Consider the following 24,355-nt stretch of genomic DNA (forward strand, 5'->3'; position numbering starts at 1 on the left):
CAGAAAGTACACCAAATCAAAGCTTTCATTCCCGTCGGACGATGCCGTAAAAAAAAACGTGTATCTTTCACTTATGGAGATTGAAAAGAAATGGACAATGCCTATTTCAAACTGGGGATTGATTATGAACCAGTTTATGCTTATATTTGAAAACAGAATCCAGATATAAGAACAAACTTACAACTGAATCCTGTTTCCATTTACACAAAATTTTGGACAGTACCGTCAAATTTCTTCCCCCCCTTATCTTATAAATTGAACCACATAGTTCCATTAAATAAAAATCCCCTTCAACCGTAACTGAAGGGGATTTCACTATATAATAAAGTATTATTAATAACTTCCTTGCATATTCGAAGCACTACATTTCACTGTAGAAACAAGTTCTTTGTCATTTTCTCCCTTTGCAGTCACCTTAACTACAATAGTATCACTCTTAGGCACTACTTGATCGAAAATGTCACGAAATTCCATATCATTAAAAGGCATATGGAAACTAATCAAAGCACCTCCTGTCTGATAAGCATCATCAGCCCCTTTGGTCTGTCGAAGTCTTGTCACCAATGTATCCTCCTTGGCTTCTACAGCATATAAATGGAAATCATTCATGTTCAGCTGTTCTTTAGTTTTAAAGGTAAAAGGTACGTTGACATATCCATTTATAGCCCATATCTTATTATTAGAATCCTCCAATGACACTAGTGCATACTCATTTTTCAATGTATCAGCCTGAACATTAAAATCTTTATAATTCAAAATAGCTATTAGGCCAACTTCACTTACCTTATAAGACTTTTTCCCCTCTGTAATCGCTTCTCCTTCCATCAGTTTGATCCCTACCTGCACACGCTTGTAATAACTGCCATCAGATGCCTTAAGACCGGCCAATACACTTGAAGCCACTGGAGTATAAGTATATCCCCATGCATCTCCTTTCAGGACAGGTCCACCAAAAATACTACCATCTTCCACAGTAACGATCTCATAAAGATCATAATTGGGGCCGCTATCACCATCATTCAAACAAGAACTAAAAGTAAACACCGATACTAACCCAGCAAATATTGCTGCCAATTTCATTTTTTTCATTTTCTTCTTTATAATTATTAGGGTTTGCAAAATTAAATAAAAGAATCGGTTTCCAAGAAAGAAACTTAATTCTTTTTATTGTTTTAATGATTAAATGAAAAATTGGCTTAAATACTGCGTCGCCACTTGTCTTTTAACATTATTTTTTATTCATGTTTCATCCTCTGATAAGACTTGCTTTATCTTTTGTTTTAACTATTTTTTTCACCGAAATTCACTTGTAGCCTATCCGCCATTAACCCATTAATAAAAATTAATACATAAAAGAACAAGCAGTTGGGCTATAGTACCACTTTATTTCCTATCTTTGAAACAAAACACCCATTAACCATAAAATCTAGAATATTATGCTAATACTCAAGAAATCATGTAAAGCATTGATCACCGCCCTATGTACATTGTTTATATACTCTTGCAGCAGCAATGATGAACTGGATATCAACAGTTATCAGTTGCAATCTATTCAATGGAAACTTAGTGCAGATGATGCCGAGAAAGTCGATACAATTGAGTTGCCTCCTAAAACAACCAGCAACAATACAGAAGAACCTATGTCTATCACTTTTTCATTTGAAGAAAACATAAAAGAAACATCACAATTTTACAGTGACGACCCGGAACTATTCAATTCTTTGACTTTAAAAGAGAATATATTGGTTGATATTACAGCTAATGCCAGTACCTTGAGCTCTGAATATAGAAAATTATCATCCGACTTACATGCACCTCTGTCCCTTAACGAAACAGTGCTTTCCCCTCTATATAAATCAAAAGAAACACTAAAACTTTCTCCACATACAAAAGTAACGACTGAATGTAAAATATATATCAAAGAATATACAGCAACCTATTTGGCTATTTTTGAAAATGACAAAGGAGAAACTATAGAGATGAGTGGCAAATGGAAAGGAGCATTCAATAAAGGTTCCAAGGTTACTTATATTCTTAAAGATATAAAATGAAACATTTGAATTTAATATAGGGTAATGAAGTAGACTACAGCATAACCAATCCTCATCTATCCTATATTTTTCAAAAACATTTTTTTAATCAGCCTATGACTAAAAGAATCGGGATAAATATATAGTTAAATATGCAATCTACATGATCTTATACATTATTTTTGCCGATAAGATCAATTTCCATTCCTAACCGATTCGGTAAAATAAACTATTTATGAACGCTGTATTCTTCAACGAATACATCCAAACAAGCCCTAGATTTATGACCGATTTCACCCCGTGGACACTCTTTGTCGATACAGGCATCATCTCAGTACTGCTACTGCTCGGCAAACTCATGAGAGTAAAAATAAGATTCATCCAAAGGCTGTTCATCCCCCCCAGCCTGTTGGCCGGGTTTATAGGACTGTCCTTGGGACCTCACGGTTTCGGCATCATACCTCTTTCCACCCAAACAGGAACTTATGCCGGCATATTGATAGCCTTCATTTTCGGCGCTCTCCCCCTCATCTCACAAAAGGCAGCCAAAGGAGATGCAGACAATATAGGCAGCATGTGGGCATATTCACAGGCAGGAATGTTGTTGCAATGGGCTTTTGGAGGACTGTTGGGATTGCTTGTCCTGAACCGGATATGGCCCTTGAACCCTGCCTTCGGCATCACTATGCCAAGCGGCTATTGCGGCGGGCACGGTACAGCAGCAGCCATCGGACAGGCTTTCAGCCAGTTCGGATATGACGAAATTCTAACTTTGGCCATGACTGCCGCCACCTTCGGTATCGTAGCGGCAGTCATTATCGGACTGATCATCATAAAATGGGGGACAAAGAAAGGGCACACCTCCTTCCTCGCCAATTACGATGACCTTCCTCACGAATTACAGACAGGCCTGTTGCCCGGCGACAAACGGGAAAGCATGGGTGAAAGTTCTTGCTCTTCCATCTCCATTGACCCGCTGACCTTCAATCTTATCATCGTAGCAGTGATAGCATTAGGCGGATACTGCATCAGCAAAACAGTATCCCACTTTATGCCGGGGTTTGAACTGCCGGTATTCAGTTGTGCATTTGTGGTAGGTATATTCATCAAAAAGATATTCGACAAAACAAGAACCAGTGATTATGTCTGCCCGCAAACCATAGGCCACATCAGCGGAGCCTTTACCGATTTTCTGGTAGCTTTTGGAATTGCTTCCATTAAAATATCTGTTGTAATAGAGTACATCATACCCTTATTAATTCTGTTAGTCTCAGGATTAATCGCAACCCTGATTTATGTTCTGGTCATGGCCCGCAAACTAATGAAAGAATGTTGGTTCGAGAAAGCTATCTTCACATGGGGATGGTTTACAGGAACTATGGCTATGGGCATCGCATTGCTCCGCGTTGCAGACCCCAAAATGCGCAGCCGATGCCTGGATAACTATGCACTGGCTTACTTGTTCATCGCCCCGGTAGAGATTTCTCTGATAACTTTCGCTCCGGTAGCTTTCTTGAACGGTTACGGACTGGTGTTTACGGGAATCTGCCTGGCGGCAGGACTTGCCGTACTGGCAACCGCCTATATCAAAGGTTGGTTTATCAGGAAACAATAAATGGAATGACACCGGAATAACAAGACAAAAAAAGTAAGTTAACTTGCTTGACCAAGCAACATAGGTTCGTCAGCCAACGAACGTATCTTACTTAGCTATTGAAGCCAACTTACTTTTTTTATATCAAAACGCATGAGCTTATACCCGACAAAGTACGCAAAAGTCCTTGTCATACAATCTCCGCAAACTCCTCAATATGATTGTCCACATATTCTGCAATCCGGGCAGTTACCGACTCTTCCATATCCATGAACTGCTCTTCCAACTCATCAAAGGCCTCGTATTGCTCATACATTGCCATAAATTCCTCATCATCCCTGTCCTTTTCCAAATCAGCACGGTTCTCATCATATATTTTCTTCGCGCTATAAATCAATTTGGCAAATTCTTTCGCTCCAAACTGCCGCATTGCTTTTGCAAAAGGATTATCAAAGATATAAGGTCCAAAACCATTCTGTATCAATTGTACAAAACCACCTTCATTTATTTCTTCACGCAAGAAATGATACCCCAACAATGAATGCTGGTAACCATTGAGCAAAGGCATTGTTTCCGCATTGACAACACCTCCTGTCACCTCCAAGTATTTATCTATAAACACCTTCAAGAAACCATCCATGCCCTCTTCCGCACCTCGGCGCAAAGCTTCGTCCGTAATTGCTATTTTATTTGCTTCCATTCCTATCATTATAATATAGGTACAAAGATAGAAATTTCATCGGAAAGAAAAAACATTTTGGCAACTCTAGTTTGCAAAATGCTGTCCTGCAATAAATTTATTTTATTTAAAGATAAAAAGTGACGGGCAACAAGTTGCAGAAAAGAATAAAACGACTAACTTTGTAGGCGAAAAGAATAACCAATCTTTTCACGTGGTTACGAATATTTATTTTATTACCAAAAAACGTAAAGAATATGACTTATTCACACGAAGTAGAACACATGTGTGTTGTGAAGAAAGGTCCCAATCACGGACCGGCTCCTATTCCTGAAGAAGGAAAGTGGGTAAAATCAAAAGAAATTAAAGACATCTCTGGTTTGACACACGGTATTGGCTGGTGTGCTCCTCAGCAGGGTGCTTGTAAACTAACCCTTAACGTAAAAGAAGGTATCATCCAGGAAGCATTGGTAGAAACTATCGGTTGCTCAGGTATGACTCACTCGGCTGCCATGGCTGCTGAAATCCTTCCGGGAAAGACTGTATTGGAAGCATTGAACACCGACTTGGTTTGTGACGCTATCAACACAGCAATGCGCGAACTATTCCTTCAAATCGTTTACGGACGTACTCAGTCAGCTTTCTCGGAAGGCGGTCTGATTATCGGTGCCGGTCTGGAAGACTTGGGTAAAGGTCTTCGCAGCCAGGTAGGTACTTTGTATGGTACTTTGGCTAAAGGTCCCCGTTACCTTGAAATGGCTGAAGGTTACATCAAGAACGTATTCCTGGATAAGAACGACGAAATCTGCGGTTACGAATTCGTTCACATGGGTAAGTTCATGGACGAAATCAAGAAGGGTACTGATGCTAACGAAGCGTTGAAGAAAGTTACAGGTACTTACGGACGTGTAACTGAAGAACAGGGAGCTGTTAAGAAAATTGATCCACGTCACGAATAATTATAAGGAGGAAAGAATATGATTAGAGAAGTAAAATTCGAAAGCCAAGACCGTCGTATCAAACAGATCATTGCTGCTTTGAACGAAAACGGCATCAAAGACATCGAAGAAGCTAACGCAATCTGCGAAGCTGCCGGACTTGATCCTTATAAAACTTGTGAAGAAACTCAGCCTATCTGTTTCGAAAATGCCAAGTGGGCTTACGTAGTAGGTTCTGCCATTGCATTGAAGAAAGGTTGCAAAAACGCTGCCGAAGCTGCCGAAGCTATCGGTATCGGTCTGCAGGCATTCTGTATTCCGGGTTCTGTAGCCGACGACCGTAAAGTAGGTATCGGTCACGGTAACCTGGCTGCTATGTTGCTGCGCGAAGAAACTAAATGTTTCGCATTCCTGGCAGGTCACGAATCATTCGCTGCTGCCGAAGGTGCTATCAAAATCGCTGCAAAAGCAGACAAAGTACGTAAAGAACCTCTGCGTTGTATCTTGAACGGTTTGGGCAAAGACGCTGCACAGATCATCTCTCGTATCAACGGATTTACATACGTTCAGACTGAATTCGATTATTTCACAGGTGAACTGAAAGTAGTTCGTGAAATCGCTTATTCTGACGGTCCTCGTGCAAAAGTAAAATGCTACGGAGCCGATGATGTTCGCGAAGGTGTAGCTATCATGTGGAAAGAAGGTGTAGACGTATCTATCACCGGTAACTCTACTAACCCGACTCGTTTCCAACATCCGGTTGCAGGTACTTACAAGAAAGAACGTGTTCTTGCAGGTAAGCCTTATTTCTCAGTTGCATCAGGTGGTGGTACAGGTCGTACTCTTCACCCGGACAACATGGCTGCCGGTCCTGCTTCTTACGGTATGACGGACACTATGGGTCGTATGCACTCAGACGCTCAGTTCGCCGGTTCTTCATCAGTTCCTGCTCACGTGGAAATGATGGGATTCCTGGGTATCGGTAACAACCCGATGGTAGGATGTACAGTGGCTTGTGCGGTTGACGTGGCTACTGCTTTGAGCAAGTAATATAATACATTGCTAATATATAAATCCCTGTAACCATTGCAGTTATAGGGATTTTTATTTCCAGTAATTTCATTCGTTTAACTGATGACCCACCCCCTCCTATTTTTCAATATCAATCAAAAGTATTGCAAATAATTGTCTAAAATTACGGAATGAAATTGGTTCTTTAAATCATAAATCGGTTATACAATTAAGAGTTGGTTTAGGATAAAAGGAGGTCAAAACGAAGATTATTTATATGCAATCTGGCATTTTTGAAAATTTAAAAACAAGCAAAATTCAACAACCTGTTTTATCCTGCATATACTCAAAGAACGATTATCATAATATAAAATTGACGAGCAAGAAAAACTAGATCAAATCCCTGTATCTTAAATATTATCAAAAAAAGGAAGGCTGTTTTCACGCCCTCCTGTCTGTCCGCACAATTATATAATCCCGTATTTGCAGTATCTCACAGAAGGTAGAGTTAGCTGATGCCTAACATGATAGCCCCTTTACCTAGTTGTTTTCGGTCTGTTCGAACTAATATACATTTTAATATCAGACTTCCCCTGCCAAATTCACATCAAAAACGAGGTTTTACAAATTTGTCATCTGGAGATGTAAAAGACAACCCCGGAACAGAACGGCGGATATCTTTATAGGCATGTTCTTTAATCAGTGAATAATCTGTAGCATCCAAAGCATAGTAATAATCATCTTTATCTGTCGATAACTTTACAGTCCAGTCAAACATATTTCCAAAGATGGTCAACTCATCTTTTGCCGGATCGAAACCGGGGAGAGCTGATTTCACCAAACTTCCATCACTATTGATAATATAAAAATGATGCTTGCTATCTACCATATACCCCAAAGTCCGACGGCTACGGAATTCAGTAATAAACACATATTCCGGCAAGACTCCTTCAGGCAACTGAATAGCTTTCACATACGGACGTCCTTTGGTGCACTTCAGATGGAACAATTTATGGTTGGCATCTAAAACCAGATATCCCTCATCATAGTCTTTACGAGTAGTTGGATTGCCCGAAGCATAGCATGCAGGAAAAGCAAACCCTTTCTGAACCAGCATATCCGTAAACAATTTACTTTTCGCCTCATCGATACAATTCGTTTCCATACGAATAAATTCTATACCTTTATCGGTAAAACGGAATGCATCTTCGGGCATTTTCAAATCCACCCGTTTGGACATGGACTCCATCAGAAAATAGAGTCCTGTCTGGGGAGCATTGATGGCTGACGGCACACTCTTGAAAGTAAAGTTTGTCAATTGAATATCTTTCGGACTAACTGCCTTACCACAAATGGTATCAGGGAAACGTTCGTCCGCCGTAAGCTGGCGCACATAGAGAGAAGGCAACAAACTGTCTACCTGCTGTTGTGTATATGTATTGCCTTTCGTATCATAGCGGTGAAGTTGCTTATTCTCATCTAGTTGTGTAATAACAAAATCACCAAGTACGGAACTATACATAGTAAAAGGAGTTTTGACAGGCTTCAGTGTGAGAAAAGCATAACACCAAGGCAACTGCCATACAAGCAGGACAGCTACGGTAATATAAAAAAATATTTTGCTGAATCGAATCATGTTTGTTTGATTTTTTAATAATAAACATTCAATTAGTCTTGCTTACCGGCCTTGAACCGTACCACAGAAATCCACGAAAGAGAAGCGGCAAGCAACGTATAAAGTGTCAGACAGGGCAAGAAACTATTATATGCCTCCGCTCCCGGAGCCAGAAAGTAGACACGGAAAATCAATGCCGCAATAATCAGATTCAAAACCCTGCGCTTCCATGTGGGTTCCAGGCAAATCCATGAAACAAGCAGATAACCGGCAAATCCGGCAAAAAACCATGGAGCCGCAGATAATAAAACACGCTGCACCAACTCACTTGTAAAATGTTGTGGCAGATAAACTCCCATCATAATAAAACTCATAGCAAAACAGGTCACCAGTGCAAGTACGCCATAGGCCAACATTGACATGACCATTTTCTTCTGTGAATAAGGCAAATGCAAAGTAAGCTTCAAACACTTACGTTGCATCTCGGGGAAAAACTGTACGGCAGCAAGCAAGATACCGATAAGTAAAGGGACAAATTGCAACAAATCAATAAATATAGCATCCTTCTGGACCATCACTACCCATAAATGATCGATTCCCTGTATGGCAATGGTACGGCCAATACGAAGCATGGAATATCCTGTGATCCCTATCATAAAAAGAGTTGCCAGCAACCAATACCAACGCGTTTTTATCCACTCTTTATAAAATATGGCTTGTATCATATTTCTTCTATTTAGTTTACATATTAATACTTTCCGGTAAGACCGATAAAGGCATCTTCCAGACTTACATTTTCGTGCTGCAAACCAGTAAAGGGAACTTGACTTTCCTTCAACAGTTTCTCCACATCCACGGGAGGCAAAAAGGAGTACGTTTCCAAGGTTTGACGAATGACAGCCGGATGATAGCAAGTTGCCGGCAACTGAGGCTGATAACCCTCGGGCACAGTACAAGTATATCTTCTCAGCTCTTTCATCAACGTTTCAATAGGCTGTTGAATAAGGATAGAGCCATAATCCATAATAATACAATCATCAATCAACCGCTCCATATCCTGAATAATATGGGAAGTCAGGAAAACAGTCTTGTTCTCGGAACGGGCATAATCACGTAAATAATCCACAAAAAGACGGCGATAGCCCGGATCAAGTCCTAAAGAGAAATCATCCAGAATCAACAACTCCGGATTTTGTGCCAGGATCAGTCCCAATGCCACTTGCGAACGCTGTCCGTTCGACATTCTTGAGATACGTTGCCCCGGAGCTACCTTCAATTTATTCATCAAGTCATAATAAGCCTCCTTTTTCCATTGTCCCGGATAAAAAGAAGCATAAAACTTTTCTATTTGTGTGATATTCATAAACTGATATTGAACATGACCTTCCAGCAATAAACCGATATTCCTGCGTAAAGCAGGATTCATGGTCTGAATGTTCTCACCAAAGATGCGACATTCGCCTGAACGCGGCTGAAGATAACCGCTCAATATATTAATGGTTGTCGTTTTCCCTGTACCATTTTTACCCAACAACCCCAAGATACGCCCTTGAGGAACTTCAAAACTCAAGTTCTCATAAATCTTGCGTTGACCGTAATAATGGGTCAGGTTCTTACATTCTATAATTGCACTCATGCTTTATAAATCATTTTTCGTTTGCTATTAGAAACACGCCAGGAAAAGAATAGGAATCAAGATACCGGCCACCAACTCGATTCCTCCTCTGCCCCACAATCCTTTAGGACCTTTTATCATCACTATACCGCTGACAGTGATAATAATCAGACAGACAGCAAAAGCATCGGCAAACCAAGTCCACCACTTACCCGGATTGAAATGGAGTTGTACCATGGAAGAGATCAGCGGACGGCGCTTCACCCCCTCGTAGACAGCATCTTTTGTCCGGGTGTTAATCACCAGACTTGAGCCTCCTTTCAGAAAAACCTTAATCAGATCCGGTTCCGGGTAATAATATTTAGTAAAATTTCCGGCTTCGCCCAGCGGTTCCAACAAAGTCAAAATCATCTTCTCATTAACTTTGCTCTTGTCCGACAGATCCTCTGTTATTTTATATTCCGTTCGTGTAACTGTATAATGGGGATTTATGCTATCCCTATGGTTCATCACGATACCCGAAATAGCATAAATCAAAATCATTCCCGCAAAGAAGAAAGACAGATCACGATGGATGATCCGGCTCCACTTGCGGAATGCAGTACCTTTATTCTGCGATTTCATAAGAACTGGCTTCCATATAGTAGAATGACAGATAATCTTTTCCGGTAGCAGCTTTTCTTTCTGCTATCTTTGCGCGAAAGTCCGCAATACGGGCTTCAGGGGTGCTGGCTGTTTCACCGCGTGCTTTTTTTTCCGAATCACACCCGGCAGCAGTTTCTCCATGAGATTTTTCAGTCTGTGCTTTCAGTTTAGCCTCCCAGTTTTGCAAGTAAGCTTCATCTACCCGCTGTTCCTTTAACGTTCCGGTCACTGTGACAATAGCGTTGATGCATTTGGTATCAAACGAGCCCAAAGGTCCGGCTTCCACACGAATCGTTTTGGTATCATCACTACCCATCAGGAATATTTTTGTAGCTCCGTGCTTGCAGGTATGTGTGCAGATTCCTTCGATAGTCACCTCCTTGTTGGCCAGTGAATCGGCATGCACCAGCAGATTATCGATGCTCAATGCCGCCGGAGCCGCCTGCTCCGTTTTTTCAGACTGGCTCTGTTTGTTACTGTTTCCACAAGAAGTAGTAGTTACTAAAGCTGCCATTAAGGTTGCAGCGACCATAAACTTAATTTTCATATGCTAACTGTTTTTATTTTTTAAAAAAAGATGCCCAATGAACAAACGGCATACTGGGCCGTTCCGCATTTTTTATAATATGCCGCCTGCCATTGAACAGACAAAGACAGGTTATATTGTTTCATGATGGGATAATCCCCTTGCAGACGAATCCCCACCATACTATAACTATCAGATAAATAGTCAATATTTGCCAATAAAGTCTGGGCGGACGACTTCGCGGTATTCAATCCCGGTAAAGAATATTCAGCCGATAAATTGGCATAATATCCACCGTTAGCTTCTGCGGTCAATCGTAGCAGCCTCTTCTGATACAGCAAACGGGCACGCAAAGAACTCTCCAAAACAGACAAGTGAACAAACCGGGATACGGCGTTGTAATCCGTTTCCAACCGATGGTAGATTATGTTTGGGACAATTGCTCCTCCCCATACACCTTTATCGGTCAAAAGCTTCTCCCACAAACCACTTACGGCAATCCGACTATTCGTGACCTTCATTCCCGGAGATGTACTAATTAATGCTCCATAGGAGCTTCCGCCCGCCTCTCCGTAAATATTCTCCATTCCTTTACGAACTATATAGCCTGCATCCAGTTTCACAGCAAGGTGTTCTGCCTGCTGAAGTTCCCGCATCCAGGTCACGTTTCCTTTCAAATCAGTCGTATTCAATTCCAGCAAAGTGAGATTATTGGCATTGCTCAATTTCTTGTCCATTGACATACGGTCAATTGAAACTGTGGCCGATATCCCCTTTTCCGTATCAACTGGCAGAATGCCTATGCTTCCTCCCCACCGGATGCCTTGATGCTTCGTCCCGGTCTGGTTTCCGGCGAAACGCACATAATCCATGCCCAATCCCAACATATGGTATACCGAAGTAGAGCCTTTATCTGCAAGGAATGAAATCTCACTTTTCTGCTGATAAAGCCGGAAATCTGCGGAAACTCCCAAACGATATGTCCCCAGACGATATCCTGCTCCCAAAGCAAAAGAGAGATCGGAAGCTGTATTACGTGGACGCGGATCTTTATCCCGATAATTATGAGACGCTCTGTAACCACCGGTGATTCCCCATGTCCAGGAACCTGACTCACTGGCGTAACCTCCATTGAAATAATAAGTTTCTCCCTTCAGGAAACCACCAATGGAATCACCAGTCACGTAAGGAGCGATCAATTTCCAGTCTATATTTTCATTCCATAACACATTCTCCTGCTTCTCACTCCTGTATCCTGCTGAACCGAATACACGATCACGTTCCGAAAGAATAACGAAGGAATTGACATCTACCCCGATACGGGTATCCTTATCACCTTCCTGTTTCAAAGATGCTTTTCCTTTATCATGATAAGCTCCATTTACGTCCAGCCTTGTCCATGTATACGGAGTATAGTAATAATAAAGTGCCGGATTCTGCCATATCTCGCCACGAAATCCAGTCGCAAATGAAGCGGTACGGATTACCTTATCGGACAGGGAGAGTGTGTCGGTAGTCTGCCCGAAGGCTTCCTGCCGACTCTCCACAAATAAAGCAATCAGCAACATAATGATAATTCGGATTAGCATCATGAATAATAAAGATTTATATATCAATAAGACGGATTCAATTATTTGTTAAACAGGCTCGGAGTAGCCGCAGGTGTGAAATCAACGGTAGAGTTATTTGTATCCTGCAATACTTCCCGATCACCATCCTTGTAGGCGGCTTTACGCATTACGCACTTTCCGATGTTTTCTGCAACGGTATTGTTCATACCGATATAAGTATGCCCCATATCCAGCCCGGTAGAGGTTACATTCCACTGCCATTCATTGGAAGCACCTACATTTACAGCATCAATCACCCATTCATTGGGGAACTTATATTTGCTTTGCGGTTTACTGACTGTTCCATTTTGCATAATATACGTATAGTTGTATGCATAGTCTGAAATATACTTTTCTTTAGTCATACTTTTGGGTAATCTGCCAATAGCATAAGCGCGATTTCCCTGTTTATTCAACACCCAGATAGTTTTGGAATAACAATAATAAACATCTAGATTGGGAACAGCCGGATTATCCACATCTTGCTTTGATTCAATATACCACTCAAAATTGGCTTTACTTAAATCTATAGAATTCGGATTAGCCTCTTTATGATTGATCGCATTGTCACAAAGGATAAAGGATTCTCCCGGTTGTACCGGATAATCTGTTCCACTGCCCGGTACTGCTACAACAGAGCCTACCGCAATAGCTTCATCCATGATATCCGGATCTACCGATTGATATTTCTGAGTAGTTTGGAATTGTGATTCCATAAATATCAATCCATCCGCATACAAAACTTTATCCGAGTTATTATAGATACGTATATACTGGTCGCCATTATATTGCTTACCTGCTTCATTATAGGTTCCGGGAATAAATATCTCGGCAATCACAAAATCAGGATCACCTGTATTGAGTACATGAACCTTCAGTTCCAGCTTGTACGACCCTCCAGATACGGCCACATTCTGTTGTACTCCCTGTACATCGACTTCCACCGGAGTTCCATTCTGTGAGTAAGTTCCCTTACCAATGAAAGTTACATTATACAACCCGTCCGCCAGTTCAATACTCTGAGCCGGATAGGTAATGTCTGTCTTGACAGATGTATTTACATTTTCAAAAGTATAGGTTCCACCGGTCAGTTGCAGCCCCTCGATAGTTGTATCTACAGTAGTGGTAATACCTACAGTGGATATGCTCACTTTGTCATCATCACTACATGCGGTAAATCCCAGCATTGTCACAAAAAGGACTAACATTGTCAATTGATTCTTTTTCATCTTCATCTCTATTTTATTGTTCATTTACTAAAAGGTTAAGTTCATTTCCATACCGAAATAAGGCGATTCGGACGTTCTCCGTTGCAGTACGCCCCGTAACGTATAATCAGGATAAATACCCAAAAGCCGGTTTACATAAAAAGCCAGATTCAGATACTTACCGATCCGTTTACTCGCCTTCAAATTGATATCCATATAAAAAGGCACGGTAGTACGCTCAAAATAAGTGGCTGAATATTTCTCCACCAGATGCTGTAACTGAATATTGTTTTTATCCTCTTCGCGAAACGGATGCGTTTCACCGGATTGATCTATATAGCTTACTGGCACGCCATTATTCCACAAGTTCCGTCTGTTGGTATACCAAGTGCATTGTGCCGACGTAGAGAAAGTAAGTCCCAAACGCTGTATATAGGTATCAAACATAAAGTTCGTATTGAATGCCTGGCTTTCTGTTCCGTTGTCCCCATTGTACAATCCCACATATTTCAGCTGTTTATTGTCCAACAATATAGAAGAGGCCTTATATTGAGGAGAATCCGAATTATAAATTGTCTTTATCCAGGCTCCATACATAGTGACGCGAGTCTTGAGCGATTCTATTCGTTTGGAAGCGAACTGAAACTCCACTCCTTCTTTACACACCTTCATTACATTACCTTGTGTGGAATACACATCCAGATTATATTCATTTGTATAAGTCAACTGAGAAAGTTCTGGAGGAGCCGTCAATGCTGATCCGTCGATACTAGCAGGATCATATAGTTTATATGCCAATGACCTATAATAAGTGATATCATCAAAAGCATTATTCATCCGTTCGCGGAAATAAGTTATCGACAGGCGGTTTCCCTTATAGCTGACGTCGGCCCGCACTTCCCATTTCATGTTACGTGCTGGTTCCAATTGATAGTTTGTATTATCCCATTTATATGTCATCATATTGATACGGCGATAATCCGGATTGGTATGGTAATAATTCAACTGAATCAAATCTACATACTTAAAATCCGGATATAGCTGTGCGGTGGTCGGCATACGGCTGATCCAGCCCAAACCTCCCGAAAAGGAAACATCCCATCCGTTTGATACCGGTAAACTCCATTGCAAGTCCAGACGAAGATCGGGATATATCTTGCCCTGCATCTTATATTTAGTGTCCAGCCCCAATAAAGACTGCAAACGGATACCAGCCGTAAAAGCCAATTTATGTCTATTTACAGGAAGATTCAACACCTCCTCGGCATAGAAGGCGAAAGGTTGCAGCTCCGGTATATCCTTAAAACGGCGAGGCCGTGTACTCAAACTTTCACTGATGGGCCGTGTCACATCGAATACCTGGCCTTCTCCCAAATTCTTCTGATAATTCCATTCCATCCCCATATTCATCGCATTCTGTAATACCCCCAACGGGAAAGCCAACCGCGTACGGGCGGAAGCCGTAACATATAAAGGTTTACCATCAATATCCATCTGTGCCACATAATTATAAGGTAGATAGATGCCATCAAACTCTCCGGTTTCTGTCTGAGTAGCAATAGCTGCCGGACGATTCAGAGAAACGGACTTTATTTCACGCATCTTCTCCCACTGCTGACTGACAGAAGTAGCCACACCAACCTCACGAATCCATAAATGGGCCGGAAACTTCATGCTCCATTTCCCCGCTATCTTCAGGCTGTTAAAGTCCGATTTATAAGAATCTTCCTTTACTGTCGCATCTTTATCCCTCTTCGCATCATCAAACGAGCCGGTATAATCGGAACTGATATTCCAATGAATATTACGTTCATTCCATAACCATTTGCCATCCAAGCGGGCGGAAGCAGTAAGGCGAGTGTAATTTTTCACACTGTTACGCGGATCTATTTTGGACTCCAAATAGTTTAAATCAGCATTCAACACATAACGCCCGTTCCCATCCAGCCGAATTCCCTTGCCTACAGAAAACAGTTTACTGGTTTTATCAGCCTTAAAACGCGCAGACAAGGGGCTCTCATTCATTTTACGCTGAATGATTACCGCACCGTTTGCCACATTACCATAAGCCACGGAAGGAATGCCACGAATGATTTCCACCTTCTCAATATTATCGGTTGAGATGGTACGCATATCTATCCCTTTTGACATTGTGCTCGTTGCATTCACTGCGGAAGTACTGTTTGGCATATATTGCAGATTCGCATCCGTATTCTGGGAGATACCATCAATATAAAATCCAACTCCCAATGAAGAGATATCCTCCGTCTTACCTGTTTCACGTATCCGGATCAGATTGGCCTGCCCCATCTGAGGATCAGCCGACTTTCCTCCAGGTACTAATTCCATCAAGTCACTGAAACTGCTGGGCTGAAGATGTTTCATGGCTGTACGGTCAACGATAGAAGCGCTGGTAGCGCGTTTTGATTCAGAAGCGGTCACCACTACCTCGTTCAGCGCCATGACCGAAGGTTTTAAATAAAAGATTGCTGAAATATCCCCAATGACCTTCACTTCTTTTTCTGTAGAATCATATCCTAAATAGGATACAATAACCCGATAAGTTCCAGGATGGATATGTAGAAGTTCAAAATGTCCATTCGCATCTGTTATTCCCCCATAAACAATCTGCTTATCCACAAACAATTGAACTGTAGCGTAATCCAACGCTTTATGAGTCTGCTCATCCAGTACAGTTCCCCGAAATACAAATGTCTGCCCCCATAAAAGAGACACATTGCTACAAATTATAAATAAAAAAATATATGCAATCTTACAAATCATTTCATTCTCTATTGGTTTGCAAAATTACAATTCATAAAAGCTCGGCACAATCCCCATTTCTAGGTATATACTAAATTATACATAGATCGGAGATACCTACATGACGGTATACAATTTACAAATAAAATCACTTTCACCTAAACTTTATATTCACATTTTTTTTCAATGATAAGATAAATACATCTACTTTTTACCTATTTCAATGGGGAAAATGCCACGCCATATAAATACAGTTCATTATCAACATATTACCCCATAAGCAATGGTATGAAAGCATAATGGCATACAACTTTATATTACAAATCCATTGGCAGAATATTTATATCCGGCAGTCAAGGCACATCAGGTTTATTAAGTAATATCTATCCTTCAAATATTAAATTAGCAAATGAAGAAAAGCAACTGCAAAAAACACTATATTTGTGAAAATGAATTCAAATTAAACAGTTAGATTATGGGTACTTTAGGTTGCATCAATAACATGATGAGAAGAGATAAAGAAAATCGTGAACTACGAAAGGCAGGAAAGGAACGCTTGAATGAAACTAGAAACCGACTGATTGATTTGAACAAAAAAGGGCACTCCTCCCATCTATCCCTTGAGCAATTAGAAGAGATCAGAATAAAAACGCAAGAAAAAGAAGAAGCGGAAACCCACCAGCTCTTCAAAATAAAATTAATCATGTTAGGCATTGTTCTAATAGCAGGAGTTCTGATATGGATAGGAATTACTTTTCTTTAAAATTCCACTCTCTATTTTTCTTTCTTATTCCTTGAAAAAACCAATAAGAATTCTTATATTTGTGATACCAACTTGGAATAACCTTAAAAACAGATAGATATGAAAAGAATATTATTACTACTGGTTTTATGTTTAAACATAAGTATGGTGCTTGGACAAGAGTATAAAAATTGGGAAAAATATGATATAGAGGGATTCTATATTATTGCCAAATCAAAAGCAGAAGCCAAGATTAGCAAAAATGTATTGAGGGAGGGAGCAGATTATTATATCCTCACCGAAATGGATGACCAAGTATTCCCATCTGGTGTCAGCAAAAAAATAACTCCCAAACTCTATAAATTAAAAGATACTGAAATATACATATTTTTCAGCTTTCCTCCTTTCCTATTTGATGCCGATAATGGAATGATAGAGATTAAAGACAATAAAGGAACTTTTTTCAAAAAGCCAACACAATAAACATCAAGATACTCCATCACCAATATCTTCATCAACCACATTCATTATCCCTAAAGATGAAGAGGGAAAAGTATGCTATAAACATACACCATCCACAAAAGAAATAATATAAATTAAAATACCATGCCTAAAATTACAAACTGGCGGTTATAGCCTCAGCCAAATCTTCATAACTTGCCAACGGGTTATCCGTGAAAACACTACGGATAACCAACTCTTTATCTATGACATAAACACGAGGTATCCCCGATTTAGCAAACTGATAGTATACCGTGCGGTTTTCTTGGGCCGAATAGGGCAAGGTCAAATGATTTTCGTTCCAATAACGGACAATCTCTGCCGAGCTCTCTTCCCTGCTAATACAAACCATCCGGATTCTTCGACCGTAATCCGTATATATTTTTTGCAGCACAGGAAGTTCTTTCCGGCAGTCCGGACACCCCGTATGAAAAAACACAATCAAAGAAACCTCTCCTTTCAGAGTTTCGGAAGTTATTATTTGTCCATCATCCATTACCACAGAGAAAACAGGAATGCTCTCTCCTGTTTGTAAATCAACAGTACCTTCCTCCACATCATCATCAATACACGCCGTACACATTACACAGGTCCAAAGCAGAAAACAGACCGTTTTTATCCAATTCTTCATTTTCATTCCCATTTTTCTTCTTTACAAAGATAACATGATTTTCATGAAATTACTACTTTTGCAGCATGAAACAAGAATTAAAAGAAAACCAAGGACTACCTGCCTCCTTACTTTGGACGCTAGCAATTATTGCGGGAATCTCCGTTGCCAATTTATATTATAACCAACCTTTATTAAACCGCATCAGCCGTGATCTCCAAACATCCGAGTTCACCGCCAACCTGATAGCAATGATTACCCAAATAGGTTATGCCATCGGATTGCTGTTCATTATTCCTTTGGGAGATTTATTTAAAAGGAAAACCATTATTCTAATCAATTTCACAGTCCTGGTCGTTTCATTACTAACCATCGCACTGACTCCCTATATCCATCTCATTTTATTTGCCTCTCTACTGACCGGCATTTGTTCGGTGATGCCACAAATCTTTATCCCCATAGCTGCCCAATTTTCCACTCCCGAAACCAAGGGAAAAAATGTAGGTATGATTGTATCGGGATTGCTGACAGGTATCTTGGCCTCGCGCGTAGTAAGCGGAATTATCGGTGAATATTTAGGATGGCGGTTCATTTTCTTTGTGGCAGCCGGGATGATGGTGATATGTGTCATCATCATCATGCGTGTACTACCCGACATGCCGTGTAATTTCAAAGGCAGATACAGTGATCTGATGAAATCCTTGTTTTCATTGGTTATGGAATACCCCCAGTTGCGTATTTCTTCCTTACGTGCCGGAATTGCTTTCGGCTCATTTCTTGCTCTATGGACTTCATTGGCATTTAAGATGGAACAAGCCCCTTTTTTTGCGGGAAACAACATTGTAGGGTTATTGGGATTATGCGGCATAGCAGGAGCTCTCACCGCCTCGTATATAGGAAACTATGTACAGGTTTTGGGAGTCAAACGACTGAATTACATCGGTTGTGGTTTGATATTTGCAGCGTGGTTCTCGCTTTATTCCGGTCAGAACTCCTATGTGGGAATCATCATCGGAATTTTTATCATAGATATAGGCATGCAATGCATCCAATTGAGTAATCAGACTACGATTTTCTCTCTTAACCCGAAGGCGGCCAACCGTATCAACACCATTTTTATGACGACCTATTTTATTGGCGGTTCCATAGGTACACTTCTTGCCGGAATATTTTGGCACTGGTTTGGATGGCAGGGAGTAGTAGGAACAGGTATCACACTGGCAACCTGTTCCTTTATGATAAATATCTTCTCAAAAAAATAGATCAGGAATCCATATCGCTTAGATGCAATTCCAGCGCCTTGACCGAAATATAAATCTCGCGCACAGAAATCCCCAAAGAAATAATGAGCAGCACAAGCGCCAGTCCAAAAATATATACGGATATAAGGTAGAACTGTATATACATTAAAAACATACTGACCACACAAAGCAACAAACTTCCGATACCTGTCACCTGCATGGCACGTGTCAGATAAAGACGCTTGCGGAGATTAGCAATCTGTGCTGCTGTCACAGCCGAATGATTCTCACGATATTGGTCCTTCAACGTACGCACTAATTGAGCGTATGAAAGAAAACGATTAGTATATGCCAACATAATCAGCGATATGGCAGAAAATAATAAAGCAGGAGTTGTTAAATCTATTTCCATTTTTATAGGTATTTCAAAGTTAGAATATTGCAAAGATAAAGTAAATATCCCGATATTCTCCTTCCTTTTTACAATGAAAGGAATATCTTTGCAATAAAAATAATTCAAATAAACTAATATGCAAACCATAAAATTATACATAAAAGATTGGTTGGCTATCCATCCTTACATCCAACAACAGGCTACAGACAGATATTTTGTCGATCTGGCTAACCGATTATACTCCACTTGTACGATAAGAGAGATTCCCGAATCCATAAAAAAGAAATTATGTCTTTACACCGCTGCCTATTTTGAAGATGTCATTTCAGGTTTAGGTCTATGGCAAGCATTCATCAAAAAACATCTGGAACTATATGATACGTCACTTCCTTTCTATACCATCCGGCCGGATTATATAAAAGATGAGATCAATGAAGAAGATATCCGCTTCATCATTTGGAACACTTTAGAGAAGGCTCCATATAAACATCCGTATATCAATCCGATGGACAGGAATATCGAAGAAACCTCGCATTTATTTTTCCGGATATTGGATGAAGAGTATGAAACGGCTCCCGCCAATGACACGTTACAGGATTTCTTTATGAACTTCAAAGGAAAAGAGAACGCAAACCATAAACTACGCTGGCTGTTCGGACATACTTATCTCACAGAACCATCTGTACAAGAATATATTGCACAGGTTACAGAAACCGACAAATTCATCATTCCATGTGGCCCCCTTGCCCTGTTTCTTCATGAATGGATTGACCTGCTGACCAACGGAGAAACCGAATGTTGGGAAGAGATAGAAGGACTATACCCTGCCATTCCCGAAATATCGGATGAAATGAAGGAAAGGAACCACCATACCTATCAATTGTTCACGCAAGGCACAAACGGTGCCCGTATCGTATATCTGGAAGGATATAAGGAACTACACCGTTTCCTTACCCAAGTATTACAATGGCCGGACGATTCCAATCACACTTTGCCCCAAATGAAGGAACATAAGGATTTCATCATGATGGTGAATTCCGAAAAAGGTATTCTACTGGCGAAAGATATATGCAAATATATCAGTGACCCTCTTAACCCGATGTATGATGCCGCAACGGCTGCCCAAGAGGCATTCAGCCTGCTTACTATCCCGACCAAATGCCCACCGGACCTGATGGAATATGTAATAAACAACCACTATATCCCCGATGCACAATTCCCCGAATTTGGTGAAAGGGAACTGGTTCAAAAGAATGCGGACTTTATAGCCCGCCACTCCTTATTATATTACTACAGGGGAGATTAGACTCTCCCCACCGCTACTTCGTTCACCAAAGATCTACTTTCAGCAAAGTCTTTCACATTTTGCAGAGTAGTATGAGCAATATTCGTCATTGCTTCTTTGGTAAAGAATGCCTGATGAGAAGTCACAATCACATTGTTGAAAGACAAAAGACGGGCTAAAGTGTCATCATCAATAATCTTGTCGGACTTATCTTCATAAAAATAAGGCTCTTCTTCCTCGTATACATCCAGACCGGCATATCCCACCTTTTTAGTCTTCAGTCCCTCTATCAAGGCATTGGTGTGAATCAACTGCCCACGCCCCGTATTGATAATCATCACTCCGTCTTTCATTTTACTGATGGAATAATCATTAATCAGATACTTTGTCTGTTCTGTCAAAGGACAATGCAGGGAGATGATATCCGAACTATGATAAAGTTCATCCAAAGTACAATAAACCACCTGATGTTCACGGGCAAAATTGTAATCGGGATAAAGATCATATGCAAGAACATTCATACCGAATCCACGTAATATCTGAATTAAAATCTTGGCAATCTTACCCGTACCGATAATTCCGGCAGTCTTGCCATGCATATCAAATCCCATAAGCCCGTGCAGGGAGAAGTTCCCGTCACGTGTCCGCATTGTGGCACGGGGAATCTTGCGGTTGAGTGATAACATCAACGCCACTGTAAATTCGGCAACGGCATAAGGTGAATAAGCCGGTACCCGTACCACTTTCATCTTACCTGCCGTTGCCGCTAAATCCACATTATTATAACCTGCGCATCTTAAAGCCAGCAGTTTAACACCATTATCCGCCATTGCCCGGATAACTTCGGCATCAGCCGTATCGTTTACGAAGATACAAACCACATCCACTCCTTTGGTCAACACCACGTTATTCATATTCAAATGGCCTTTGTAATACCTGATATCAAAGCCAAACTTCTCATTAGCCTCCGTAAACGAGCGTTCGTCGTAGGGTTTCGTGTCGTAAAAAGCTATTTTATAAGCCATAATTGTTTTTCCATTTATAGTTCATATAAATAACAAAAACACGGCCCCTACTGTTCACATACTGACTTATAGTTTTTTCAGTTCCGTGTACAGGCGCTGTACAGGAAGCCCCATCACATTGAAGTAACTACCTGAAATACCACGGACACCAATGAAACCTATCCACTCTTGTATACCATAAGAACCAGCCTTATCCATCGGCTTGTAAACCCGGATATAATAATCGATCTCCTCATCGGACAATTCTGCAAACGTTACTTCTGTCACAGCTGAAAAACTTCGCTGAGCCCCGACGGTAGTCAGACAAACTCCGGTTATCACCTGATGGGTCTTGCCGGAAAGCTTCCACAACATTTGCCGTGCATCATCCTCGTTATGAGGCTTGCCCATGACTACACCATCCAACCATACAATGGTATCGGCAGTAATAATCAATTCGTCCGGATGCATGGTATTCCGGTAAGCAGCCGCCTTCTCGCAAGCTATATACAAAGGGATTTCCTCTGCTTTCAATGTATCCGGATAGGTTTCCTCTATGCCGGGTAGTGTTTTTACTTCATATTTTATACCTAAGCCGGATAACAATTCTTTGCGGCGCGGAGAATTGGAAGCAAGGATTATTTTATATTTTTCTAAATTTTCCAACATAACTTTTCTTTATTTCATTACCACCCGAAGGCCTTTTCATGAGCCATCCATTTTCCTTGAGCCTTCAAGACCTGTTCCACCACGTCACGGCCACATCCATATCCCCCGTTACGATGAGAAATATAAACAGCTGTTTCCTTTATCTCAGGTGCCGCATCAGCAGGACAACAAGGCAGCCCACACAAACGCATCACTTCATAATCGGGAATATCATCGCCCATATAGAGTATCTCCTCATCCTGCAATCCATATTTTTCCTTCAAATGGGCATACTCCCGGGTCTTCACCGCAGCAGCCAGATAGACATCTTTGATACCCAGCCCCTCATAACGCTTACGCACCGCCTCGGTATTTCCACCGGTAATGATGGCAACATGCAGCCCGCATTTCACAGCCAACTGCAATGCATACCCATCCTTGATATTAACCGTACGCATGGGTTCACCATTGGGGTGCAAATAAATAGTTTCCGCACTCAATACCCCATCTACATCAAATACCAATGCCTTTATTTTCTTTAAATCATAGTTTATCATACCACTTATGAGTTCTTTCCCTCTTTATTTGCCTGAATGACAGACAAAGGGAGATTATGAATACTTTTACTTATCTTTTCGTACAATTCCTGCAAAGACTCCTCATCCGCCAACATCTCCAAATGTTTGCTTATTACGTTTTCATCGTAGCGTACAGCCGGACCTGTCTGCGCCTGTGTGGGAGAAAGTTCATGTACTTTGCCGGCAGTTTCGTCTATCAGCGGAAGCATCACTTCAAAAGGAATCCCCTGCTTTTCCAGTATATGTGAACTTAATGCATACATATGGTTTGCAAAATTACAAGCAAAGACTGCCGCCAGATGCAAATACCTACGTTGCCCGGAAGTCACTTCATACACTTTAGGACTGAGACGAACTGCCACCATACGCAGCAATTCCACTTCTGCCGGAGCAGATGCTTCTATAAAAAAAGGTACAGTATTGAAATCCACTTCACGCTGCTTGCTAAAAGTCTGCATAGGATAAAGTACCCCATAGCGTTTTACCAATCCCTTCCATAAATCCATAGACATACTACCCGCCGTATGTACAAACAAGGCCTGCTCCCTTCCTTTCACCAATACAGGAGCCAATTGTCGCAAAACTGCATCTTTCAGCGCTACAATATACAAATCGGCATCCCGACGTATCTCGTCCGGCACAATTGTGTAGTCTACTGAAAGTCTGGCAGCCAATGCAGAAGCAGATTCCTCTGTACGGCTGTATACCTGCAAGATAAGACACCCCGCCTTTTGTAAAGCAATTCCCAGATGGGTTGCCACATTGCCGGCTCCTATCAGAACTATTTTCATCATCGGGTCGAAACTAAATATAAAATAACTCCCACCAGCAACAAAGCCGCCGGCAACAAATAAGCAGACATCTGTCCCAACAAAGCTATCACCAAACCGATATTCAATATCAGCCATATACCCGCCAATACAATTCCTACTGACTTATCGGCCTTGAACCAAAGGAAAATAACAGCTGCATACAGTAACAGATTGTCTTTCTGCATAACCCATGGCAACCCGTGTGAAGCAAATCCTATAAACTTATCGATCAGATAAAGCATCCCCATCACAATGAGAAACACCGCAGAAGCTTTATACGTATCCTTATGATTGACAGCAGCCACG

The 24,355-nt window shown here is 41.0% G+C and carries 25 protein-coding genes and 1 pseudogene; 9 read left to right on the top strand and 17 right to left on the bottom strand.

The window, feature by feature from the left end; genetic code table 11:
* Positions 1-169, top strand: a pseudogene (locus tag AB5062_RS09530) (IS256 family transposase); the annotation flags it as partial.
* A gap of 164 nt (positions 170-333) precedes the next feature.
* Here AB5062_RS09530 and AB5062_RS09535 read toward each other — a convergent pair.
* Positions 334-1,089 carry a hypothetical protein gene (locus AB5062_RS09535; protein WP_005847454.1) on the bottom strand — a complete coding sequence of 252 codons (756 nt, stop codon included), beginning with the start codon at positions 1,087-1,089 and terminating at the stop codon, positions 334-336.
* A gap of 347 nt (positions 1,090-1,436) precedes the next feature.
* On the opposite strand from AB5062_RS09535, the gene AB5062_RS09540 reads away from it, so the two are divergent.
* Positions 1,437-2,051, top strand: a complete 615-nt coding sequence (locus AB5062_RS09540; RefSeq protein WP_011965633.1) for a hypothetical protein — start codon at positions 1,437-1,439, stop codon at positions 2,049-2,051.
* A 214-nt stretch (positions 2,052-2,265) separates the two neighbouring features.
* Positions 2,266-3,645 (top strand): sodium/glutamate symporter, encoded by a 1,380-nt coding sequence (locus AB5062_RS09545; RefSeq protein ID WP_005847452.1) that lies wholly within the window; start codon positions 2,266-2,268, stop codon positions 3,643-3,645.
* A 169-nt stretch (positions 3,646-3,814) separates the two neighbouring features.
* Here AB5062_RS09545 and AB5062_RS09550 read toward each other — a convergent pair whose 3' ends face one another.
* Complete coding sequence (locus tag AB5062_RS09550) at positions 3,815-4,324, bottom strand: DMP19 family protein (protein WP_005847451.1); 510 nt, start codon at positions 4,322-4,324, stop codon at positions 3,815-3,817.
* A gap of 236 nt (positions 4,325-4,560) precedes the next feature.
* On the opposite strand from AB5062_RS09550, the gene AB5062_RS09555 reads away from it, so the two are divergent.
* Together AB5062_RS09555 and AB5062_RS09560 are read left to right on the top strand one after the other, a co-directional pair.
* Complete coding sequence (locus AB5062_RS09555; RefSeq protein ID WP_005847450.1) at positions 4,561-5,262, top strand: iron-sulfur cluster assembly scaffold protein; 702 nt, start codon at positions 4,561-4,563, stop codon at positions 5,260-5,262.
* 18 nt (positions 5,263-5,280) lie between these two features.
* Positions 5,281-6,291 (top strand): GGGtGRT protein, encoded by a 1,011-nt coding sequence (locus AB5062_RS09560; RefSeq protein WP_005847449.1) that lies wholly within the window; start codon positions 5,281-5,283, stop codon positions 6,289-6,291.
* A 568-nt stretch (positions 6,292-6,859) separates the two neighbouring features.
* Here AB5062_RS09560 and AB5062_RS09565 read toward each other — a convergent pair.
* The 8 genes from AB5062_RS09565 to AB5062_RS09600 are packed head-to-tail and all read right to left on the bottom strand — an operon-like array spanning position 6,860 to position 16,255.
* Entirely contained in the window at positions 6,860-7,888 is a 1,029-nt protein-coding gene (locus AB5062_RS09565) for a DUF4857 domain-containing protein (protein WP_005847448.1), read from the bottom strand.
* Between the two features lie 32 nt (positions 7,889-7,920).
* Positions 7,921-8,592 (bottom strand): hypothetical protein, encoded by a 672-nt coding sequence (locus tag AB5062_RS09570; protein ID WP_005847447.1) that lies wholly within the window; start codon positions 8,590-8,592, stop codon positions 7,921-7,923.
* 23 nt (positions 8,593-8,615) lie between these two features.
* Complete coding sequence (locus AB5062_RS09575; protein WP_005847446.1) at positions 8,616-9,503, bottom strand: ABC transporter ATP-binding protein; 888 nt, start codon at positions 9,501-9,503, stop codon at positions 8,616-8,618.
* A 27-nt stretch (positions 9,504-9,530) separates the two neighbouring features.
* Positions 9,531-10,106, bottom strand: coding sequence for a PepSY-associated TM helix domain-containing protein (locus AB5062_RS09580; RefSeq protein ID WP_005847445.1), 576 nt, complete (start codon positions 10,104-10,106; stop codon positions 9,531-9,533).
* Positions 10,090-10,674, bottom strand: coding sequence for a hypothetical protein (locus AB5062_RS09585; protein WP_005847444.1), 585 nt, complete (start codon positions 10,672-10,674; stop codon positions 10,090-10,092). The genes AB5062_RS09580 and AB5062_RS09585 overlap by 17 nt, the downstream gene beginning before the upstream one ends.
* A 20-nt stretch (positions 10,675-10,694) precedes the next feature.
* Positions 10,695-12,245 carry a DUF6850 family outer membrane beta-barrel protein gene (locus AB5062_RS09590; RefSeq protein WP_008670521.1) on the bottom strand — a complete coding sequence of 517 codons (1,551 nt, stop codon included), beginning with the start codon at positions 12,243-12,245 and terminating at the stop codon, positions 10,695-10,697.
* Between the two features lie 38 nt (positions 12,246-12,283).
* Complete coding sequence (locus AB5062_RS09595; RefSeq protein WP_032939627.1) at positions 12,284-13,498, bottom strand: DUF4876 domain-containing protein; 1,215 nt, start codon at positions 13,496-13,498, stop codon at positions 12,284-12,286.
* A 21-nt stretch (positions 13,499-13,519) separates the two neighbouring features.
* Complete coding sequence (locus AB5062_RS09600) at positions 13,520-16,255, bottom strand: carboxypeptidase-like regulatory domain-containing protein (RefSeq protein WP_008782093.1); 2,736 nt, start codon at positions 16,253-16,255, stop codon at positions 13,520-13,522.
* A 454-nt stretch (positions 16,256-16,709) separates the two neighbouring features.
* Between AB5062_RS09600 and AB5062_RS09605 the strand changes: the two genes are divergently transcribed.
* Both AB5062_RS09605 and AB5062_RS09610 read left to right on the top strand, forming a co-directional pair.
* Positions 16,710-16,997, top strand: a complete 288-nt coding sequence (locus tag AB5062_RS09605) for a hypothetical protein (RefSeq protein WP_005847440.1) — start codon at positions 16,710-16,712, stop codon at positions 16,995-16,997.
* 99 nt (positions 16,998-17,096) lie between these two features.
* Entirely contained in the window at positions 17,097-17,459 is a 363-nt protein-coding gene (locus AB5062_RS09610) for a hypothetical protein (protein ID WP_005848268.1), read from the top strand.
* Between the two features lie 133 nt (positions 17,460-17,592).
* Here the strand turns inward: AB5062_RS09610 and AB5062_RS09615 are convergent, their stop codons facing one another.
* On the bottom strand, positions 17,593-18,108 hold the full coding sequence (locus AB5062_RS09615; protein WP_032952585.1) for a TlpA disulfide reductase family protein: 516 nt from the start codon (positions 18,106-18,108) through the stop codon (positions 17,593-17,595).
* A gap of 65 nt (positions 18,109-18,173) precedes the next feature.
* On the opposite strand from AB5062_RS09615, the gene AB5062_RS09620 reads away from it, so the two are divergent.
* Entirely contained in the window at positions 18,174-19,349 is a 1,176-nt protein-coding gene (locus tag AB5062_RS09620) for an MFS transporter (RefSeq protein ID WP_008670514.1), read from the top strand.
* A gap of 1 nt (position 19,350) precedes the next feature.
* On the opposite strand, the gene AB5062_RS09625 is transcribed toward AB5062_RS09620, so the two are convergent.
* Positions 19,351-19,740 carry a DUF2721 domain-containing protein gene (locus AB5062_RS09625; RefSeq protein ID WP_005848274.1) on the bottom strand — a complete coding sequence of 130 codons (390 nt, stop codon included), beginning with the start codon at positions 19,738-19,740 and terminating at the stop codon, positions 19,351-19,353.
* A gap of 118 nt (positions 19,741-19,858) precedes the next feature.
* Here AB5062_RS09625 and AB5062_RS09630 point away from each other — a divergent pair, with 118 nt between their 5' ends.
* Positions 19,859-21,028, top strand: coding sequence for a DUF3843 family protein (locus tag AB5062_RS09630; RefSeq protein WP_032952479.1), 1,170 nt, complete (start codon positions 19,859-19,861; stop codon positions 21,026-21,028).
* Here AB5062_RS09630 and AB5062_RS09635 read toward each other — a convergent pair.
* The 5 genes from AB5062_RS09635 to AB5062_RS09655 all read right to left on the bottom strand — a co-directional run bounded on the left by AB5062_RS09635 (position 21,025) and on the right by AB5062_RS09655 (position 24,354).
* Positions 21,025-22,032 (bottom strand): 2-hydroxyacid dehydrogenase, encoded by a 1,008-nt coding sequence (locus AB5062_RS09635; RefSeq protein WP_005847434.1) that lies wholly within the window; start codon positions 22,030-22,032, stop codon positions 21,025-21,027. The genes AB5062_RS09630 and AB5062_RS09635 overlap by 4 nt on opposite strands.
* Before the next feature lie 66 nt (positions 22,033-22,098).
* A complete protein-coding gene (locus AB5062_RS09640) occupies positions 22,099-22,680 on the bottom strand; it encodes a Maf-like protein (RefSeq protein ID WP_005847433.1) in 582 nt (193 codons plus the stop codon).
* A gap of 17 nt (positions 22,681-22,697) precedes the next feature.
* Positions 22,698-23,216 (bottom strand): HAD family hydrolase, encoded by a 519-nt coding sequence (locus AB5062_RS09645; RefSeq protein WP_005847432.1) that lies wholly within the window; start codon positions 23,214-23,216, stop codon positions 22,698-22,700.
* A gap of 5 nt (positions 23,217-23,221) precedes the next feature.
* Positions 23,222-24,028 (bottom strand): Rossmann-like and DUF2520 domain-containing protein, encoded by an 807-nt coding sequence (locus AB5062_RS09650; RefSeq protein WP_008670504.1) that lies wholly within the window; start codon positions 24,026-24,028, stop codon positions 23,222-23,224.
* Positions 24,028-24,354 (bottom strand): hypothetical protein, encoded by a 327-nt coding sequence (locus tag AB5062_RS09655; RefSeq protein ID WP_005848281.1) that lies wholly within the window; start codon positions 24,352-24,354, stop codon positions 24,028-24,030. Before AB5062_RS09655 ends, AB5062_RS09650 begins: the two co-directional genes overlap by 1 nt.
* Position 24,355 lies beyond the last annotated feature (1 nt).

The sequence above is a fragment of the Phocaeicola sp. RTP21359st1_B8_RTP21360_211022 genome (genome assembly GCF_040911965.1).
GTDB classification, from domain to species: domain Bacteria; phylum Bacteroidota; class Bacteroidia; order Bacteroidales; family Bacteroidaceae; genus Phocaeicola; species Phocaeicola vulgatus.